The 18,212-nt window shown below is 71.4% G+C and carries 17 protein-coding genes; 3 read left to right on the plus strand and 14 right to left on the minus strand.

Annotation, left to right across the window (positions count from 1 at the left end):
• Nucleotides 1-136: 136 nt before the first annotated feature.
• The 10 genes from ruvB to pgsA form a co-directional block, all read right to left on the minus strand.
• Nucleotides 137-1,210, minus strand: a complete 1,074-nt coding sequence (gene ruvB / locus ABZ464_RS11685) for a Holliday junction branch migration DNA helicase RuvB (RefSeq protein ID WP_359274478.1) — start codon at nt 1,208-1,210, stop codon at nt 137-139.
• Nucleotides 1,211-1,235: 25 nt separating this feature from the next.
• Nucleotides 1,236-1,841 (minus strand): Holliday junction branch migration protein RuvA, encoded by a 606-nt coding sequence (ruvA, locus tag ABZ464_RS11690; protein ID WP_359274481.1) that lies wholly within the window; start codon nt 1,839-1,841, stop codon nt 1,236-1,238.
• Between the two features lie 13 nt (nt 1,842-1,854).
• The gene (ruvC, locus tag ABZ464_RS11695) at nt 1,855-2,394 is read right to left on the minus strand and encodes a crossover junction endodeoxyribonuclease RuvC (protein ID WP_359274484.1); all 540 of its coding nucleotides are present in this window, start codon (nt 2,392-2,394) and stop codon (nt 1,855-1,857) included.
• Nucleotides 2,395-2,515: 121 nt separating this feature from the next.
• Nucleotides 2,516-3,268, minus strand: a complete 753-nt coding sequence (locus ABZ464_RS11700) for a YebC/PmpR family DNA-binding transcriptional regulator (RefSeq protein ID WP_359274487.1) — start codon at nt 3,266-3,268, stop codon at nt 2,516-2,518.
• Nucleotides 3,269-3,326: 58 nt separating this feature from the next.
• Nucleotides 3,327-3,923, minus strand: a complete 597-nt coding sequence (pdxT, locus tag ABZ464_RS11705) for a pyridoxal 5'-phosphate synthase glutaminase subunit PdxT (protein ID WP_359274490.1) — start codon at nt 3,921-3,923, stop codon at nt 3,327-3,329.
• A 5-nt stretch (nt 3,924-3,928) separates the two neighbouring features.
• Nucleotides 3,929-4,834, minus strand: coding sequence for a pyridoxal 5'-phosphate synthase lyase subunit PdxS (gene pdxS / locus ABZ464_RS11710; RefSeq protein ID WP_359274492.1), 906 nt, complete (start codon nt 4,832-4,834; stop codon nt 3,929-3,931).
• Between the two features lie 140 nt (nt 4,835-4,974).
• Entirely contained in the window at nt 4,975-5,517 is a 543-nt protein-coding gene (locus tag ABZ464_RS11715) for a hypothetical protein (protein ID WP_359274495.1), read from the minus strand.
• Between the two features lie 77 nt (nt 5,518-5,594).
• Nucleotides 5,595-6,767, minus strand: a complete 1,173-nt coding sequence (locus ABZ464_RS11720) for a glycosyltransferase family 4 protein (protein WP_359274498.1) — start codon at nt 6,765-6,767, stop codon at nt 5,595-5,597.
• Nucleotides 6,764-7,684 (minus strand): phosphatidylinositol mannoside acyltransferase, encoded by a 921-nt coding sequence (locus ABZ464_RS11725; protein ID WP_359274501.1) that lies wholly within the window; start codon nt 7,682-7,684, stop codon nt 6,764-6,766. The genes ABZ464_RS11720 and ABZ464_RS11725 overlap by 4 nt, the downstream gene beginning before the upstream one ends.
• On the minus strand, nt 7,681-8,445 hold the full coding sequence (gene pgsA, locus ABZ464_RS11730; RefSeq protein WP_359274504.1) for a phosphatidylinositol phosphate synthase: 765 nt from the start codon (nt 8,443-8,445) through the stop codon (nt 7,681-7,683). The genes ABZ464_RS11725 and pgsA overlap by 4 nt, the downstream gene beginning before the upstream one ends.
• A 295-nt stretch (nt 8,446-8,740) precedes the next feature.
• Between pgsA and ABZ464_RS11735 the strand changes: the two genes are divergently transcribed.
• Together ABZ464_RS11735 and ABZ464_RS11740 are read left to right on the plus strand one after the other, a co-directional pair.
• Nucleotides 8,741-10,936 (plus strand): elongation factor G-like protein EF-G2, encoded by a 2,196-nt coding sequence (locus ABZ464_RS11735; RefSeq protein ID WP_359274507.1) that lies wholly within the window; start codon nt 8,741-8,743, stop codon nt 10,934-10,936.
• Nucleotides 10,937-11,122: 186 nt separating this feature from the next.
• Nucleotides 11,123-12,775 carry a hypothetical protein gene (locus ABZ464_RS11740; protein ID WP_359274510.1) on the plus strand — a complete coding sequence of 551 codons (1,653 nt, stop codon included), beginning with the start codon at nt 11,123-11,125 and terminating at the stop codon, nt 12,773-12,775.
• An 88-nt stretch (nt 12,776-12,863) separates the two neighbouring features.
• Here the strand turns inward: ABZ464_RS11740 and ABZ464_RS11745 are convergent, their stop codons facing one another.
• Complete coding sequence (locus tag ABZ464_RS11745) at nt 12,864-13,421, minus strand: HIT domain-containing protein (protein WP_358994800.1); 558 nt, start codon at nt 13,419-13,421, stop codon at nt 12,864-12,866.
• A 67-nt stretch (nt 13,422-13,488) separates the two neighbouring features.
• Between ABZ464_RS11745 and ABZ464_RS11750 the strand changes: the two genes are divergently transcribed.
• Nucleotides 13,489-14,157 carry a potassium channel family protein gene (locus ABZ464_RS11750; RefSeq protein WP_359274513.1) on the plus strand — a complete coding sequence of 223 codons (669 nt, stop codon included), beginning with the start codon at nt 13,489-13,491 and terminating at the stop codon, nt 14,155-14,157.
• A gap of 28 nt (nt 14,158-14,185) precedes the next feature.
• Here the strand turns inward: ABZ464_RS11750 and thrS are convergent, their stop codons facing one another.
• The 3 genes from thrS to ABZ464_RS11765 form a co-directional block, all read right to left on the minus strand.
• Nucleotides 14,186-16,162, minus strand: coding sequence for a threonine--tRNA ligase (thrS, locus tag ABZ464_RS11755; RefSeq protein WP_359274517.1), 1,977 nt, complete (start codon nt 16,160-16,162; stop codon nt 14,186-14,188).
• 92 nt (nt 16,163-16,254) lie between these two features.
• The gene (locus tag ABZ464_RS11760; protein ID WP_359274520.1) at nt 16,255-17,481 is read right to left on the minus strand and encodes a hypothetical protein; all 1,227 of its coding nucleotides are present in this window, start codon (nt 17,479-17,481) and stop codon (nt 16,255-16,257) included.
• Complete coding sequence (locus ABZ464_RS11765; RefSeq protein ID WP_055633424.1) at nt 17,478-18,044, minus strand: DUF4365 domain-containing protein; 567 nt, start codon at nt 18,042-18,044, stop codon at nt 17,478-17,480. Before ABZ464_RS11765 ends, ABZ464_RS11760 begins: the two co-directional genes overlap by 4 nt.
• Nucleotides 18,045-18,212: the final 168 nt, after the last annotated feature.

Consider the following 18,212-nt stretch of genomic DNA (forward strand, 5'->3'; position numbering starts at 1 on the left):
CTGATGGATGGGGGTTGGTTGTGTGCTGCCGACAAAGGCGGCATCGGCGGAGTCTAAGCGAGTCCGCGTGCATGGAACAACGCTCAGCATGGCACCTGGGTTCCTGGCCCCGCCATTGCCCCCGCCGATGAACCGCTCAGGTCCCGAACAGGTCCTGTTGTCCGTTTCCTGCTGTGGCGGTGCGGGGCGGGGTGAGGCCGAGGTGTGCCCAGGCGGCCGGGGTGGCCACCCGTCCCCGGGGGGTGCGGGCGAGCAGTCCCTCGCGGACGAGGAACGGTTCGGCGACCTCTTCCACGGTCTCACGCTCCTCGCCCACCGCGACGGCGAGCGTGGAGAGCCCGACCGGTCCGCCGCCGAACAGCTTCAGCAGCGCCTGGAGGACCGCGCGGTCCAGGCGGTCGAGGCCGCGGGCGTCGACCTCGTAGACGGCGAGGGCCGCCGAGGCGATGTCCCGGGTGATCACCCCGTCTGCCTTGACCTGTGCGTAGTCGCGGACGCGGCGCAGCAGCCGGTTGGCGATCCGGGGTGTGCCGCGGGAGCGGCCGGCGATCTCGGCGGCTCCGGCGGGGTCGATCTCGACGTCGAGCAGATGGGCCGAGCGGTGCACGACGCGCCGGAGCTCGGCGGGCTCGTAGAACTCCATGTGCGCCGTGAAGCCGAAGCGGTCGCGCAGCGGGGGCGGCAGCAGGCCCGCGCGGGTGGTGGCGCCGACCAGGGTGAAGGGCGGCAGTTCGAGGGGGATGGCGGTGGCGCCGGGGCCCTTGCCGACGATGACGTCGACGCGGAAGTCCTCCATCGCCATGTAGAGCATCTCCTCGGCGGGCCGGGACATGCGGTGGATCTCGTCGAGGAAGAGGACCTCGCCCTCCTGGAGGGAGGAGAGGATCGCGGCGAGGTCGCCGGCGTGCTGGATGGCGGGGCCGGAGGTGATGCGGATGGGGGCGCCCATCTCGGCCGCGATGATCATCGAGAGGGTGGTCTTGCCGAGGCCGGGGGCGCCGGAGAGCAGCACATGGTCGGCGGTGGCGCCCCGCGCGCGGGCGGCGCGCAGCACGAGGTCGAGCTGTTCGCGCACCTTCTCCTGGCCGATGAACTCGCCCAGGTCCTTGGGGCGCAGGGCGGCCTCGACTGCCTGGTCCTCGCGGTCGGCGACAGAGCCCACCAGCCGCTCGGAGGCGGCGTCGGTGTCGGTCGTGTCGTCCCAGTTCATGTGATGTGCCTCAGAGGGTCGGGGGTCAGCGGGCGCGGTTCAGGGTCTGCAGGGCGGCCTTCAGCAGCCGGCCCACCTGAGGAGTGCCCTCGGCGGCCTCGGCCTGCGGGGCCACGGCGGACACGGCCTCGTCGGCCTCGCGGGTGGAGTAGCCGAGGCCGATCAGGGCGGCGTGCAGCTGGTCGCGCCAGCCCTGGGTGACCGGGGCGCCGATCGCGGGCGCGCCGACCGGCTCGCCGAGGCGGTCCTTCAGCTCGAGCAGGAGCTTCTGGGCGCCCCTCTTGCCGATGCCGGGGACGGCGATGAGCGCTTTCTCGTCGCCCGTGGCCACCGCGCGGCGCAGCGCGTCCGGGGTGTGCACGGCGAGCATCGCCTGGGCGAGCCGGGGGCCGACCCCGCTGGCGGTCTGGAGCAGCACGAAGACCTGGCGCTCGTCGTCGTCCACGAAGCCGTACAGGGTGAGGGAGTCCTCGCGGACGACCAGGGACGTCGCCAGCTTTGCGTGCTGGCCCATCCGCAGTCCGGAGAGGGTGTTCGGCGTGCACTGGACGGCGATGCCGATGCCGCCCACCTCGACCACCGCGGAGTCGGGGGCGAGGGCGGCTACCGGTCCGCTCACGAAGGCGATCATCCCGTACGGCCTTTCAGTGTCGGTTGGTTGTCGGTGTTTTGGCTGCGTGCAGGGCGACGGCCTGCTGGAGTCGGTTCTGCGCGGGGGCGCGCCAGATGTGGCAGATGGCGAGGGCGAGGGCGTCGGCGGCGTCGGCCGGCTTGGGGGGCGCGTCGAGGCGGAGCAGCCGGGTGACCATCGCGCCCACCTGGGCCTTGTCGGCGCGGCCGCTGCCCGTGACGGCGGCCTTGACCTCGCTGGGCGTGTGCAGGGCGACGGGGATGCCGCGGCGGGCGGCGCACAGCATGGCGACGGCGCTGGCCTGCGCGGTGCCCATGACCGTACGGACGTTGTGCTGGCTGAAGACCCGCTCCACGGCGACGCATTCGGGGCGGTATTCGTCGAGCCACTGTTCGATGCCCTGCTCGACGGCCACCAGGCGCAGGCCCAGCTCGGCGTCGGCGGGCGTGCGGACGACTCCCACGCCGAGCATGGTGAGCGGCCGGCCCGCGACCCCCTCGACGACACCGACACCGCACCGGGTCAATCCCGGGTCCACCCCCAGTACCCGCACACGCCCTCCCTTCGACCGCCTGTTTGTGCAGGCTATCCGGTACCACTGACAACGCGACGGGCCGACGGGTGTGTCCCGTCGGCCCGTTCGAGCGTGAGCGTCGGCTCAGGCGTCGACCTTCTCAGGCGTCGACCTTCTCCATGACCTCGTCGCTGACGTCGAAGTTGGCGAAGACGTTCTGCACGTCGTCGCTGTCCTCGAGGGCGTCGATGAGCTTGAAGATCTTCTTGGCGCCCTCCTCGTCCAGCTCGACCTGCATGGTCGGGACGAAGTTGGCCTCGGCGGAGTCGTAGTCGATGCCGGCCTCCTGGAGGGCGGTGCGGACCGCGACCATGTCGGTGGCCTCGCTGAGCACCTCGAAGGACTCACCGAGGTCGTTGACCTCCTCGGCGCCCGCGTCCAGGACGGCGCCCAGGACGTCGTCCTCGCTCAGCTCGCCCTTGGGGACGATGACGACGCCCTTGCGGTTGAAGAGGTACGACACCGAGCCCGGGTCGGCCATGGAGCCGCCGTTGCGGGTCATGGCGACGCGGACGTCGGAGGCGGCGCGGTTGCGGTTGTCGGTGAGGCACTCGATGAGCACCGCGACACCGTTCGGGCCGTAGCCCTCGTACATGATCGTCTCGTAGTCGGCGCCGCCGGCCTCGAGACCGCCGCCGCGCTTGACCGCGGAGTCGATGTTCTTGTTCGGGACCGACTGCTTCTTGGCCTTCTGGATGGCGTCGTAGAGCGTGGGGTTGCCCTCGATGTCGACGCCGCCCATCCGCGCCGCGACCTCGATGTTCTTGATCAGCTTCGCGAAGAGCTTGCCGCGCTTGGCGTCGACCACGGCCTTCTTGTGCTTCGTCGTAGCCCATTTAGAGTGGCCGGACATCTGCCTGTCTCCTTCGCGTAACCATCCACATAACGAACGCCAGGAATCCTACAAGGACTCAGGCTGCACCGTTCGCGCGCACCATGTCGACGAACAGGGAGTGCACGCGGTGGTCGCCGGTCAGTTCCGGGTGGAACGACGTGGCGAGCGCGTTGCCCTGGCGGACCGCGACGATGTGGCCGTCGTGCTCGGCGAGCACCTCGGCGGCGGCACCGACGGACTCCACCCACGGGGCGCGGATGAAGACGCCCTCCACAGGATCGCCCTGGACGCCCCGGACGTCCACCGCCGCCTCGAAGGACTCGTTCTGCCGTCCGAAGGCGTTGCGGCGCACGATCATGTCGATGCCGCCGATCGTCTCCTGGCCCGAGCGCGGGTCGAGGATCTTGTCGGCGAGCATGATCAGGCCGGCGCAGGTGCCGTAGACCGGCATTCCGGCCCGCACGCGCGCGCGGAGGGGCTCCATCAGGTCGAACAGGACGGCCAGCTTGGAGATGGTGGTGGACTCACCGCCGGGGATGACGAGACCGTCCACCTCGGCGAGTTCCTCGGGGCGCCGCACCGGCCTGGCCACGGCGTCTGCCGCGGCCAGGGCGATCAGGTGCTCCCGTACGTCGCCCTGGAGGGCCAGGACGCCTATGACAGGAGTGCTCATCGGGACTACCAGCCGCGGTTGGCGTAGCGCTCGGCCTCGGGGAGGGTGTCGCAGTTGATGCCGACCATGGCCTCGCCCAGGTTGCGGGACGCGTCCGCGATGATCTTCGGGTCGTCGTAGAAGGTGGTGGCCTTCACGATGGCGGCGGCGCGCTTGGCCGGGTCGCCGGACTTGAAGATGCCGGAGCCGACGAAGACGCCCTCGGCGCCGAGCTGGCGCATCAGCGCGGCGTCGGCGGGGGTGGCCACGCCACCGGCGGAGAACAGCACGACCGGCAGCTTGCCGAGCTCGGCGACCTCCTTGACCAGCTCGAACGGGGCGCGCAGCTCCTTGGCGGCGGCGTAGATCTCGTTGTTGTCGCAGCCGCGCAGCTTGGCGATCTCGCCCTTGATCTGGCGCAGGTGGCGGACCGCCTCGACGACGTTGCCGGTGCCGGCCTCGCCCTTGGAGCGGATCATCGCGGCGCCCTCGGCGATCCGGCGCAGGGCCTCGCCCAGGTTGGTGGCACCGCACACGAACGGGGTGGTGAAGGCCCACTTGTCGGAGTGGTTGACCTCGTCGGCCGGGGTGAGGACCTCGGACTCGTCGATGTAGTCGACGCCGAGGGACTGCAGGACCTGGGCCTCGACGAAGTGGCCGATCCGGGACTTGGCCATGACCGGGATCGAGACGGCCTCGATGATGCCCTCGATCATGTCGGGGTCGGACATCCGGGCCACGCCGCCGTCCTTGCGGATGTCGGCCGGGACCCGCTCCAGGGCCATGACGGCGACGGCCCCCGCGTCCTCGGCGATCTTCGCCTGCTCCGGCGTGACGACGTCCATGATCACGCCGCCCTTGAGCTGCTCGGCCATGCCGCGCTTCACGCGCGCGGTGCCGGTCTCGGGAGCCTGGTTCTCGGTGGTGGACACGGGTGACCTCACTGGAAGGGAAGAGGGGATTGTGCAATCACCGAGGAAACGGGAGGGGACCAGTCCACAGCAAGGGCCAATGGAAAGGCGGTGGATCGTTTTGACGGTGGATCGTTTTCGGCTCAGGTGGCCGAGGTGGTTCAGGAGACGCGGTCCGCGAGGGCGGCGGGGGCCTCGTCGTCCATCTCGAAGGCCATCGGGAACGGGGCGTGGCCGGCCAGCCGGAACCAGCGGACCTTGCGGTGCTCGCGCAGCCGGCGGGCGGCGCCGACGGCGTCGTTGTGGAAGCGGCGGGCCATGGGGACGCGGCGGACGGCCTCCGTCAGCTCGTGCGTCGCCGCCTCTCCCCCGGGTGCCTCGCGGACCGCCTCCACCTGCTGGGCGTCCGCGAAAACGGCCCTCAGGGCCTGGCTCAGCTCGCTCTCGGCGACCTCCCGCTGCTCCTCCTCGGCCTGCCGGGCGGCGTGCGTGGCCTCGTACAGCACGATCGAGGCGGCCGGGTCGAGGACCCCCGAGGTGGCCAGTTCCTGGGCCACGGACGCCCGGCGGAGCAGCTGGGCGTCCAGCGCCGCGCGCGCGGCGTCGATACGGGAGTGCAGGCGGTCCAGGCGGCCCGCCGTCCAGCTCAGATACAGGCCGATCGCGACAAGGACGACGAGGGCCCAGATGAGGGTTGCGGTCACGGTCAGCAAGGCTATCGGGACCCTCTACGCCACCGACCGCACGGTCACCATGAGCCCTGCCGGCGCCCTCCGTCCCGTCAGTCGCGGGCCAACCCCAGTCGTGCCCGCAGGCCCGGGCCGCCTCGGTCGTCGTCCGTCGCGGCCACCGCCGCCGCGCCCGCTGTGACCGTTTCGTACACCGACAGGATGTCCGCGCCGACCGTCGACCAGTCGAAGCGGCGGACGTGGGTGCTGCCCCGTTCCCGCAGTTCGGCTCGGCGCTCCGGGTCGCCCAGGAGTCGTACGGCCGCCTCTGCCAGCGCGTCCGCGTCCTCGTTGGCGAAGAGCTCGCCCGCCGCGCCCTGGTCGAGCACCTGGGCGAAGGCGTCCAGGTCGGAGGCGAGGACGGGGGCGCCCGCCGACATGGCCTCGACGAGGATGATGCCGAAGCTCTCGCCACCGGTGTTGGGGGCGACGTACAGGTCGACGCTGCGCAGGAAGCGGGCCTTGTCCTCGTCGCTCACCATGCCGAGGAACTCCACGCGCGCGCGCAGCTCCTTGGGGAGGCCGGCCACCGCCTCCTCGGCGTCGCCGCGGCCCGCGATCAGCAGCCGGGCGTGCGGCCGCTCGGCGAAGATCCTCGGCAGGGCCTTCATCAGCACCGGCAGGCCCTTGCGGGGCTCGTCGATCCGGCCGACGAAGCCGATCGTGTCGCCCTGCCACTCGGGGTTGGGCTCGGCCTTGGCGAAGAAGTCGACGTCGACGCCGTTGGGGATGACGACCGCGTCCCCGCCGAGATGCTCCACGAGCGTGCGGCGGGCGTACTCGCTGACCGCGATCCGCGCGCTGATCTTCTCCAGGGCGGCCTGGAGGATCGCGTACGCGGCGATCATCGCGCGTGAGCGGGGGTTCGAGGTGTGGAACGTGGCCACGATGGGGCCCTGCGCCGCCCAGCAGGTCAGCAGGCCCAGCGACGGTGACGTCGGCTCGTGGATGTGGATGACGTCGAACGCGCCGTCGTGCAGCCAGCGGCGCACGCGCGCGGCGCTCAGGAAGCCGAAGTTCAGCCGGGCCACCGAGCCGTTGTACGGCACCGGGACCGCGCGGCCGGCCGAGACGACGTACGGCGGCAGCGGGGTGTCGTCGTCCGCGGGGGCGAGGACGGACACCTCGTGGCCCAGCCGGATGAAGTACTCGGCGAGGTCGCGGATATGGAACTGGACGCCGCCCGGCACGTCCCAGGAGTACGGGCAGACGATGCCGATCCTCACGCGGTCCCCCCGGGACCGGGACGCGCGGGGTCGAGATCCGCGCGCCACAACCGCTGAAGCATGTGCCAGTCCTCCGGATGGTCGGCGATGCCCGAGGCGAAGGCGTCTGCCAGCGCCTGTGTCATGACAGACGTCTTCTCCGGCCGCGTACCTGACGGGGGTACCTCGATCGGGGGATGGACGCGGCCCTGCATGACGGGCGAGTCGTCGTACCAGAGCGTGACGGGGAGCAGCAGGGCGCCGGTCTGCTGGGCGAGCAGGGCCGGGCCCGCGGGCATCGTCGCGGTGTCGCCGAAGAAGCTCACCTCGACGCCGGAGGCGGACAGGTCGCGCTCGGCGACCAGACAGACCAGGCCGCCGTCGCGCAGCCGCCGGGCCAGGGTGCCGAAGGCGGTGCCGCCGCTGTGCGGCAGGACCTCCATGCCGAGGCCCTCGCGGTAGGCGACGAAACGGTCGTACAGGGATTCCGGCTTGAGGCGTTCGGCGACCGTCGTGAACGGGGTCTCCAGCTTGGTGGTGACCCAGGCCCCGGCGAGGTCCCAGTTCGCCATGTGGGGCAGGGCGAGGATGACGCCCCGGTCGGAGGCGATGCCGTCGGTGAGGTGGTGGACGTCCTTGGGCTCGAAGCCGGTCCTGATCCGCTCCTCGCTCCACGCGGGCAGCCGGAACGACTCCATCCAGTAGCGCAGGTACGACCGCATGCCCGCGCGCGAGAGCTCGGCGAGCCGCTCGGGGCCCGCGTCCGGCACCACGCGCGCGTAGTTGCTCTCCAGCCGCCGTACGCCCTTGCCGCGCTTCTTCCAGGCCAGGTCGGCGACGGTCTGCCCGAGGCGCACCGCGGCGGGCTCGGGGAGCTTCTTCACGGTGCTCCAGCCGAGGCCGTACAGCGCGTCGGTCAGGCGCTCCTGGGGGCTCACTTCGCCGCCTCACTCCCCTGCGCGGCATCGTCCTGCGCGGCATCGTCCTGCGCGGCATCGTCCTGCGCGGCATCGTCCTGCGCGGCATCGTCCTGCGCGGCATCGTCCTGCGCGGCTTGCGCGGCCGTCGCGGCCTCCGCCTCGGCCGACTCCCGCCGGACCGTGACGACCCGCTGGATCAGCGTGACGAGGCTGCCGACGGCCACGATCCACAGGGCGACCGGCAGCAGGTACTGGATGCCCGGCACGCCGAACGTGTGCAGCCCCGCGAGCCCGGCCGCGACCAGCGAGACCACCAGGCGTTCGGCCCGTTCGACGAGCCCGTTGACGGCGACCGGCAGGCCGATCGATTCGCCTCGGGCCTTGGTGTACGACACCACCTGGCCGCTGGCCAGGCAGAAGATCGAGACGGCGCACAGGATGTTGTCGTCGCCGTTGCCCGCGTACCAGAGGGCGAAGCCGCCGAAGATCGCGCCGTCGGCGACCCGGTCGAGCGTGGAGTCCAGGAAGGCGCCCCAGCGGCTGGAGCGGCCGAGCTGGCGGGCCATGTTGCCGTCGACGAGGTCGGAGAACACGAACAGCGTGATCACGATCGTGCCCCAGAAGAACTCGCCCCTGGGGTAGAAGACCAGCGCTCCCGCGACCACACCGGCGGTGCCGATCAGCGTGACCGTGTCGGGGCTCACCCCCCGCCTGATCAGAAATGCGGCGAACGGCGTGAGGACACGCGTGAAGAACGCACGCGCGTACTTGTTCAGCATGGCCTTCCCGAGGTTCGGTTGGCCGCGCGGCCCCTGCTGGCCACCGGCTGGCCCATCGTAGCCACGCGCGCGTGTGTGCGACGGACGGGCACCCGCACACCCGTGTCACAGCACGACGGCATCCGGGTCACGGCCCGGTCGCGGCCCTCCCCGCCCGGCTTCCCGTCCGTCGTATGGACGCGCGGTGACGGGAGTGGAAAGCTCGAAGGACCGCGGGCGTCGCCGGAGCCGCCATCGCACGCGGGGCCGTCGTGCCCGCGCCCCCAAGGACCTCACCGTGCACGGGAGGCAAGAAATGGGCGACAAGGCGCACACCCACCCCGGAGCCGCCGGCAGGGCTACGGCGGCCGACCATCCCGCGTCCGTACGGAATGTGGTGCTGGTCGGCCACTCCGGATCGGGCAAGACGACATTGGTGGAGGCTCTCGCGCTGACGGCGGGAGCGGTGAACCGGGCGGGCCGCGTGGAGGACGGCGGCACCCTCTCGGACTACGACGAGATCGAGCACCGGCAGCAACGCTCCGTACAGCTGTCCCTGGTGCCGGTCGACTGGGACGGCATCAAGATCAATCTATTGGACACCCCCGGATACGCCGACTTCGTCGGGGAGCTCAGGGCCGGTCTGCGCGCGGCGGACGCGGCCCTCTTCGTCGTCTCGGCCTCGGACGGCGTGGACGGCTCGACCCGCATGGTGTGGGAGGAGTGCGCGGCGGTCGGCATGCCGCGCGCGATCGTCGTCACGCACCTGGAGGCCGCCCGCGCGGACTTCGGGGAGATGGCCCCGCTCCTGGCGGACGCGTTCGGCGGCGACGACCCGGACGCCGTCCTCCCGCTGTATCTGCCGCTGCACGGCCCGCAGGCGCCCGACGGGCACGCGCCCGTGACCGGGCTGACCGGGCTGCTGTCGCGCAAGCTGTTCGACTACTCCTCGGGCGAGCGCGAGGAGTCGGAACCGGGCGAGGACCAGCTGCCGGACCTGGAGGAGGCCCGCAACCGGCTGATCGAGGGAATCATCGCCGAGAGCGAGGACGAGACCCTCATGGACCGCTATCTCGGCGGGGAGCAGGTCGACGTCAAGACGCTGATCGACGACCTGGAGCGGGCCGTGGCGCGCGGCACGTTCTTTCCCGTCCTGGCGGCCGCCCCGGCCGCCGACGGCGCCCGGCAGGGCATCGGCACGGTCGAGCTGCTGGAGCTGATCACCAGGGGCTTCCCGACGCCTCTGGAGCGCGAGGCGCCCCAGGTGACGACGGTGGACGGCCGGCCGCGCGAGCTGAAGCTCTGCGACCCCGGCGGGCCGCTGGTCGCGGAGGTCGTGAAGACGTCGTCCGACCCGTACGTGGGCCGGGTCTCGCTGGTGCGGGTCTTCTCCGGCACCCTGCGCCCCGACGAGACGGTGCACGTCTCGGGGCACGGCATGGCCGACCGCGGTCACGAGGACCACGACGTCGACGAGCGCATCGGCGCGCTGTCCGCGCCCTTCGGCAAGCAGCAGCGGGCGCTGACGCACGCCATCGCGGGCGACCTCGCGTGCGTGGCGAAACTCAGCCGCGCGGAGACCGGCGACACGCTCTCCGCGAAGGACGACCCGCTGCTGATGGAGCCCTGGCAGATGCCCGACCCGCTGCTGCCGCTGGCCATCCAGGCGCACAGCAAACCCGACGAGGACAAGCTCTCGCAGGGCCTTTCGCGGCTCGTCGCCGAGGACCCGACGATGCGCCTGGAGCAGAACCAGGACACCCACCAGGTGGTCCTGTGGTGTCTGGGCGAGGCGCACGCGGACGTGGCCCTGGAGCGGCTGCGCGCCCGCTACGGCGTCCAGGTCGACGTCGTACCGCACCGGGTCTCCCTGCGGGAGACGTTCGCCGACCGGTCGGCCGGGCGCGGGCGGCATGTGAAGCAGTCCGGCGGGCACGGGCAGTACGCGATCTGTGAGATCGAGGTGGAGCCGCTGCCGGGCGGGTCGGGCATCGAGTTCGTGGACAAGGTCGTCGGCGGCGCGGTGCCGCGGCAGTTCATCCCGTCCGTCGAGAAGGGCGTGCGGGCGCAGGCGGCCAAGGGGGTCGTGGGCGGGCATCCGCTGGTCGACGTGCGGATCACCCTGCTCGACGGTAAGGCGCACTCGGTGGACTCCTCCGACGCGGCGTTCCAGACGGCCGGCGCGCTGGCGCTGCGCGAGGCGGCGGCCGACGCGAGGATCCATCTCCTGGAGCCGGTGGCCGAGGTGAGCGTGCTGGTCGGCGACGACTACGTGGGTGCCGTGATGAGCGACCTGTCGGGGCGGCGCGGGCGGGTGCTGGGCACCGAGCAGACGGCCGGCGGGCGCACGCTCGTACGGGCCGAGGTGCCCGAGATCGAGATCGGCCGGTACGCGGTCGATCTGCGCTCGCTGTCGCACGGCACGGCGCGTTTCCACCGCGCGTACGCCCGCCACGAGCCGATGCCCCCGCAGGTGGCCGAGAAGGTCCGGCAACAGGCGGAGGCCGGCTAGCGGTTGAGGCTGCGTCAGCCTCAAGTGACCAGGGAGGAAGGTGATCCTCCGGTTCGGCGGGCGGCTTCGGCCGTCCGCCGACGGATGTCGGTGGCTGGAGATACGCTGATGACCTGATCAACAGGTGTGCGGAGTACGGAAGTCGGGAAGGCCGCAGGAGCGGGATCGCGGCGAGTGGGGGCGGGAATGACCGTGGAGGACTTCTTCGGGCCACAGGTGCCCCGGACGGGCGGAGCGGGGCAGGGCCCGACGTTCGCGCTCGCCTCGGCGGCGTACCGGGACACCCCGATGGAGGAGATCAAGAAGGCCGACAACGAATGGCACCAGTCGACGGTCAACGAGGGCCGCAAGTGGGCGAAGATCTTCCGGCCCAACTTCGGTGAGGCGTACTCCCAGGCGGTGATCGACCGCATGCTGGGCGTCGGCCGCAAGCCGCTCATCCAGTCCTTCGGCAGCGAGCCCCAGGTCGTCGTCGAGCACTGCCTCGCGGCCACCCGTATCCGCCGGCAGCGCGACATCACGCTGACCGGCATCATGCTGCTGTGCGGGGTGCTCTTCCTGCCCGGGCTGCTGGTCTGGCTGCTCGTCTTCCAGCTCCGGGCGACCATGGGCAGGACCGACAACAAGCGGATCTCCGGCCTCGGCACCGGTCTGCTCGTCGCGGTCGCCGCCCTCGCCGTGATCTTCCTGGTCCGGATGCCGTTCACCGGCGTCGCGGGGTGGTACGCGCGCGGGTGCATCGTGGCCCCGGTGGCCGGCTGGTTCCTGGCCAAGCGGGTCTGCGAGCGCACCGCGAAGGACCTGCGCGAGCGCTGGGACGGGCTGCTGTCCGGCGGCAGCATCGGCGCGAAGGTCCCCGAGGCGGTTCCGACCAGCCCCGACCAGGCCGCGGCCGAGCAGCTGCGCCAGTCCCTGGCCCGGCTCAGTGCCGAGCAGCAGTCCAACTCGGTCTTCTACGCCGGTCCCAAGGGCATACTCGGCATGGGCACCCGCTGGGGCGCGTGGTCCCTGGCGGAGGAGCTGACGCCGGTCGACCCCGTGAAGGGCGTCCACGAGTTCCGCAGCTGGACGGTCGTACGGGCCATCCACGAGGAACTGACCGTGCTGCACCGCCAGCGGCTGAAGACCGGCGGCTTCCCCGAGCCGCAGGTGCGGCACTGGATCGTCACGCACGTCGGCGAGGGCGCCAAGGCGGTCACCCGGCCCGAGGGGACCGACGTCGAGGCGTACCAGGTCAAGCCGCGGGCCGTGGAGGACATCTGCAACGCCAACCAGTTCGACGGCGGTGACCGGCACTACCTGGGTGTGCAGTGGCCGCACCTGTACAACGGCGACCTGATCCTCACGATGATGGTCACGGTGACCGTGCTCAAGGAGACCCTGCGCATCGAGGTCACCGGCCATGCGCTGGGCCCGGTCAACGGTCTGTTCGGCAGCAAGCCGGAGGCCCCCACCAAGGAGGTCGCCAAGACCGTCCGCTTCTGGGAGACGCGGACGATCAAGCTGCCGCTGGTCACCACCGACGAGGTGGTCCGGCTCGCCGCGCGGGCCACGATCAGCTGGTATCCGCCGCTGCTGAAATGGCTCGGCGGGTCCATCGGGCTGCCCGAGCCGTTCGGTCTGCGGCACGCCTGGGCGGACCAGCCCTGGCGGCACCGCTTCATGGCCGACGACGCGCTGCGCACGGCCACGCCGGTGCTGCGCGCGGTGCACCGGGCCGCGTTCAGGGTCCTCAAGGAGCACGACGTGGACCTGGAGAAGTTCAGCTCGCGCTCGTCGGTCATGAGCGGCGGTGTGCAGGAGGTGTCGCCCCGCAAGGCCGACACCTACGACGCGTAGGCCTCCGGCGGTCGGGCCGAGCCGTGCGGGCGATCTCTGCGGCCGGCCCTCGGGGCTGCGCCCCCGGAAACGCCGGACAGGCCGACACTCACGCCGGCCAGGCCTCCGCCAGCATCTTCCGGGTGTCCGCCAGCAGCTGCGGCAGCACGCGCGTGTGGCCGACCACCGGCATGAAGTTCGTGTCCCCGCCCCAGCGGGGCACGAGATGCTGGTGGAGATGGGCGGCGATGCCCGCGCCCGCCACGGTGCCCTGGTTCATGCCGATGTTGAAGCCGTGCGCGCCGGACGCGGTGCGCAGGGCCGTCATCGCCTGCTTGGTCAGCTCGGCCAGCTCGACGGTCTCGGGACCGGTCAGCTCGGTGTAGTCGGCGACATGGCGGTAGGGCACGGTCATCAGGTGGCCGCCGTTGTACGGGTAGAGGTTGAGCACCGCGTACACGTGCTCGCCCCGTTTGACGATCAGCCCGTCCTCGTCGGACTTCGCCGGGATCGAGCAGAACGGGCAGCCGTCGTCGGCCCCCGGGCCGGTCGGCTTGTTCTCGCCCTGGATGTAGGCCATCCGGTGGGGCGTCCACAGGCGCTGGAACGCGTCCTGCGTCCCCACTCCGATCTGCTGCTCCGGCTCACTCGTCATGCAAGGCAGCATATGGCTTCGCCCGTTCGCGGCGTGTCGCCGGGGTTGGGGGAAAAGCCCGGCAGGCCAAGCTGGCCCGATGGACGAAGTCAGCCGTCAGGCCCGCTGGGAGCAGCGCACCGAGCTCCCCCTCGCCTTCGCGTCGCTGTTGTTCCTCGCCATGTACGCGATCCTGGTCCTCGCCCAGGGTCTGCCGGACGCCTGGCGGGACCTGTGCACGGCGGTGCTGTCCTTGACCTGGGCGCTGTTCGCCGCCGACTACGGGGTTCGCTGGCGGCTCAGCGGTCAGGGGCTGCGCTTCGCCCCCACGCACAAGCTGGACACCGTGGTCGCGCTGCTGCCCCTGCTGCGCCCGCTGCGGGTGGTCAAGGTGTACGAGGCCGTCCAGCACCGGCGCGGGGAACCCCGGCTGTCGCTGTACGCGCGCGTGATCACCTATGCCGGGCTGACGACGGTCCTGCTCGGTTTCGCGTGCTCACTCGCCGTCTACGACCGGGAACGGGACGCGCCGGGCACCGAGATGCACAGCTTCGGGGACGCGCTGTGGTGGGCGTGCGCCACGCTCACCACGGTCGGCTACGGCGATGTCGTCCCGGTGACGACCGGCGGCCGGACGATCGCGGTGGGCCTGATGGCGTGCGGTCTTGCGCTGCTGGGCGCGGTGACGGGCTCGTTCTCGTCGTGGCTGGTCCAGGTGTTCTCGCTGGAGAGCGACCGCCAGGACGGCGACGGGCCCCCGGGGAGCTGAACTCCCCGGGGGCCCGCGTACGGCCGGATCAGACCTGCGTCCGCTCCTCGACGACCTTCGCGATCTTCGCGATGGCCTCCTCGAACGGGATGCCGTTCTCCTGGGAGCCGTCGCGGTAGCGGAAGGACACCGAGCCGTTCGACATGTCCTCGTCGCCCGCGATGACCATGAAGGGCACCTTCTGCTTCTGGGCGTTGCGGATCTTCTTCTGCATCCGGTCGGAGGAGGAGTCGACCTCGACGCGGAGCCCCTGCTTGCGAGCCGCCGCGGCGAACTTCTCCAGGTACTCCACGTGTCCGTCGCCGATCGGGATGCCGATCGCCTGGACCGGGGCCAGCCAGGCCGGGAAGGCGCCCGCGTAGTGCTCCAGGAGCACCGCGAAGAACCGCTCGATGGAGCCGAACAGGGCGCGGTGGATCATCACCGGACGCTGCTTGGCGCCGTCGGTGCCGGTGTACTCCAGGTCGAAGCGCTCGGGCAGGTTGAAGTCGAGCTGGATGGTCGACATCTGCCAGGTGCGGCCGATGGCGTCCTTGGTCTGCACGGAGATCTTCGGGCCGTAGAAGGCGGCGCCGCCCGGGTCGGGGACCAGGGGCAGACCCTGCTTCTCGGCGACCTGGCGGAGGGTCTCGGTGGCCTCCTCCCAGACCTCGTCGGAGCCGACGAACTTCTCCGGGTCCTTGGTGGAGAGCTCCAGGTAGAAGTCGGTCAGGCCGTAGTCGCGCAGCAGGCCGAGGACGAAGGTGAGCGTCTTGTCGAGCTCCTCCGACATCTGCTCACGGGTGCAGTAGATGTGCGCGTCGTCCTGGGTGAAGCCACGCGCGCGTGTGAGGCCGTGCACCACGCCCGACTTCTCGTACCGGTACACGGTCCCGAACTCGAACAGGCGCAGCGGCAGTTCGCGGTAGGAGCGGCCTCGCGCGTCGAAGATCAGGTTGTGCATCGGGCAGTTCATGGGCTTGAGGTAGTAGTCCACGCCCTCGTCGAGCTGCATGGGCGGGTACATGCCGTCGGCGTACCAGTCCAGGTGCCCGGACGTCTCGAAGAGCTTCCCCTTCGTCGCGTGCGGGGTGTAGACGAACTCGTAGCCCTCCTCCTCGTGCCGGCGGCGCGAGTAGTCCTCCATGACCCGGCGGATGATGCCGCCCTTCGGGTGGAAGACGGCGAGGCCGGAGCCGATCTGCTCGGGGATGGAGAACAGGTCGAGCTCGGCGCCCAGCTTGCGGTGGTCGCGCTTCTCGGCCTCGGCGAGGAAGTCGAGGTACGCCTTCAGCTCGTCCTTGGACGGCCAGGCGGTGCCGTAGATGCGCTGGAGCATGGGGTTCTTCTCGCTGCCGCGCCAGTAGGCGGCCGCGTTGCGCATCAGCTTGAACGCCGGGATGAGGCGGGTGGAGGGCAGGTGGGGACCGCGGCAGAGGTCCTTCCAGCACAGCTCGCCGGTCTTGGCGTCGAGGTTGTCGTAGATCGTCAGCTCGCCGGCGCCGACCTCGACGTCCGCGCCGTCGTCGGAGGACGCGGAGCCCTTGAGGCCGATCAGCTCCAGCTTGTACGGCTCGTCGGCGAGCTCCTCGCGGGCGGCCTCGTCGGTGACGACACGGCGGGCGAAGCGCTGCCCGCGCCGCTGGATCTCCTGCATCTTCTTCTCGATGGCCTTGAGATCCTCGGGCGTGAACGGCTTCTCGACGTCGAAGTCGTAGTAGAAGCCGTCCTTGACCGGCGGGCCGATGCCCAGCTTGGCCTCGGGGAAGATCTCCTGCACGGCCTGGGCCATCACATGCGCGGTGGAGTGGCGCAGGATGTTGAGGCCGTCCTCGGAGGCGATCTCCACGCCCTCGACCTCCTCGCCCTCGGAGAGCACGTACGACAGGTCCTTGAGCTCGCCGCCCACGCGCGCGGCGATGACGGAACGCTCGCCGGCGAAGAGGTCGGCGGCCGTAGTGCCCGTCGTCACCGTGCGCTCTTCCCGCTCGGAATCGCGTTGGATGATCACACGGACGTCTGACACCGGTCTCTCCTGACTGCAGGTGGGGTGCGGCGCCATACCGGGAGCGCGCGCATGAGTGGGATCGTACCGACCCGCACCCGCCGACCGCGAAATCAGTCCCCGTCGTACTCCCCGCCGCAGGCCTCCTCGAAGAAGTCGAGATGTTCCTGGAGGGACTTCATCAGGCGGTCCCGCTCGGCGTCGTCGACCTGGACCGGTACGACCCCGCAGGCGCCGGTGAGCCTGCGGAAGCCGCCCCTGCTCTCCAGCCGCCCCTGCACCCGCACCGGCAGCCCGACGAGGTGGGCCTGCCCGGCGATGCGGTAGTCCTCCTCGTCGAGGGTGAGCCGGACGTTCGGGATCTCGGCGCCGGCGAGCACCCGCAGCCGTACGCTGCCCTCGCCGCGCGGCCCCGACCTGCGCAGCCGGACGACGGTGCCGGTGATCCGCACGGCCACGGCGGGTTCCTCGCGCAGATAGCGGGCGCCGGCCTCGCGCAGCGCGGGCAGGTCGCCGGGCGAGAACTCGATGGGCTCGTTGGTGGCGGCGCAGTCCTCGGGCACCCCGGCGGCGGGGGCCCACTCCACGGCGACGCGGGCGCCCTCGGTGCCGCGGACCAGGGTGATCAGCGCGTCGGTGAGCTCGCGGCTGGCGCCGGCCTCCACGGCGCCGTCGAAGGCGTCCATGCCGCCGGTGGCCCGCTGGTAGTCGATGGCCTCGCGGACCGCGTAGAGGGCCTGGTGGAGGCGGACGGCGAGGGGGCGGACCGGGTCGGCCGGCACGAAGGCGGTCAGCCGGCGGCCACCGGCCCCGGAGCCGACCAGTACCTGGTCCAGGAGCGCGGAGGCGGCCCTGCGGTGCCGGGCGCCGTAGTAGCCGGCCCGCGCGCGGGTGGCGAGCGCGCCGGCGAGGAGCATCTGGCGGGCGGCGCCGCGCAGTTGCTCCTCGACGGTCCAGGGCGCGGCGCCCGCGGGTCCTTCGGGGGTGTCGCGCCACCAGCGGATCTCGTCGCTGGGCACGGCGAGCCCGACGAGCACCTCGCGCGCGGAGGGCGTGCCGCTGCGGGCGAGCGCCTGGAGCGCCTCGCCGAGCAGGTCGTCGCTGTCGGGGAAGGCCCGGCTCTCGGGCACGAGCAGGCTCGTGCCGCCCGCGCCGGGCCCGGGTGGGGTCCAGCGGCCGTAGCGTCCGGCGGCGCCGCCCCGCCGCTGCCAGCCGTGCCGGCGCAGCAGGGCGCCGAGGACGGCCGGGTCGACCTCTCCGGGCTCGGGGGCCCGGTCCCAGCAGAGCTCGGGGTGCGGCCGTACCGCCCTCAGTGGCTCGTCGTGGGGCCGGTGGGTCATGGTCTGCCTCCCGTCCCGACCCGCGTCATGATCTCGCACAGGGCCCGGTCGTCGAAGATGCGTGAGGTCGGTATCCGCACGGTGGTCCGGGTCCGCCCGGTGATCGGGTGGCCGGCGAGATTGACCCAGTAGCAGCAGTGCCGCAGGTCGAGGCGGTCGTGTCCGGCGCGCAGCCACTGGTCCTGCGAGCGGGGGACGATCATCACGACGAGGATCTTGTGCACCGACACCGGGGTGCGGGCGAGCTTGCGCAGGTGGTCGTTGTCGAGGGTGAAGGAGAAGAACCGGCCCGGTGGACCGGGCGGGATCTGGTAGGTGGCCTTGAGCTGCACCTTGATGGTGACCTCGTCGTCCACGGTGTGCCCGGGCGCGCTGTGACTGACGTGCCAGTCGATGCCGTTGTCCGGGAACGGCTGGGACAGCGAGCAGCCGGCGGCCGCCGCGACCGCGTGCAAGTAGCCGACCTGCAGTGTCTCCATGCAGGCGGTGGTGGCGAGTGTGCCGCGATGGGGGCCCGTCTGCTCGGGCAGCAGCCCGCCCCGCTCGGGCTGCGCTATCGCCATGACCAACTGCCTTCCACGACAAGTGAGATGCCCGGAATCGGGCCGAGTGAAATCGAATGGAATACCGAGTGAATCCCGCCGCGGGCCGCTGAACTGCAAAGACCCGTACTCCTGTTGTGTCCTTCCGGCGTACGGCGCAAACAGCCCGGGTATCACCAAACAGGCAGA

It is taken from the genome of Streptomyces sp. NPDC005820, from assembly GCF_040630255.1.
Classification (GTDB): Bacteria; Actinomycetota; Actinomycetes; order Streptomycetales; family Streptomycetaceae; genus Streptomyces.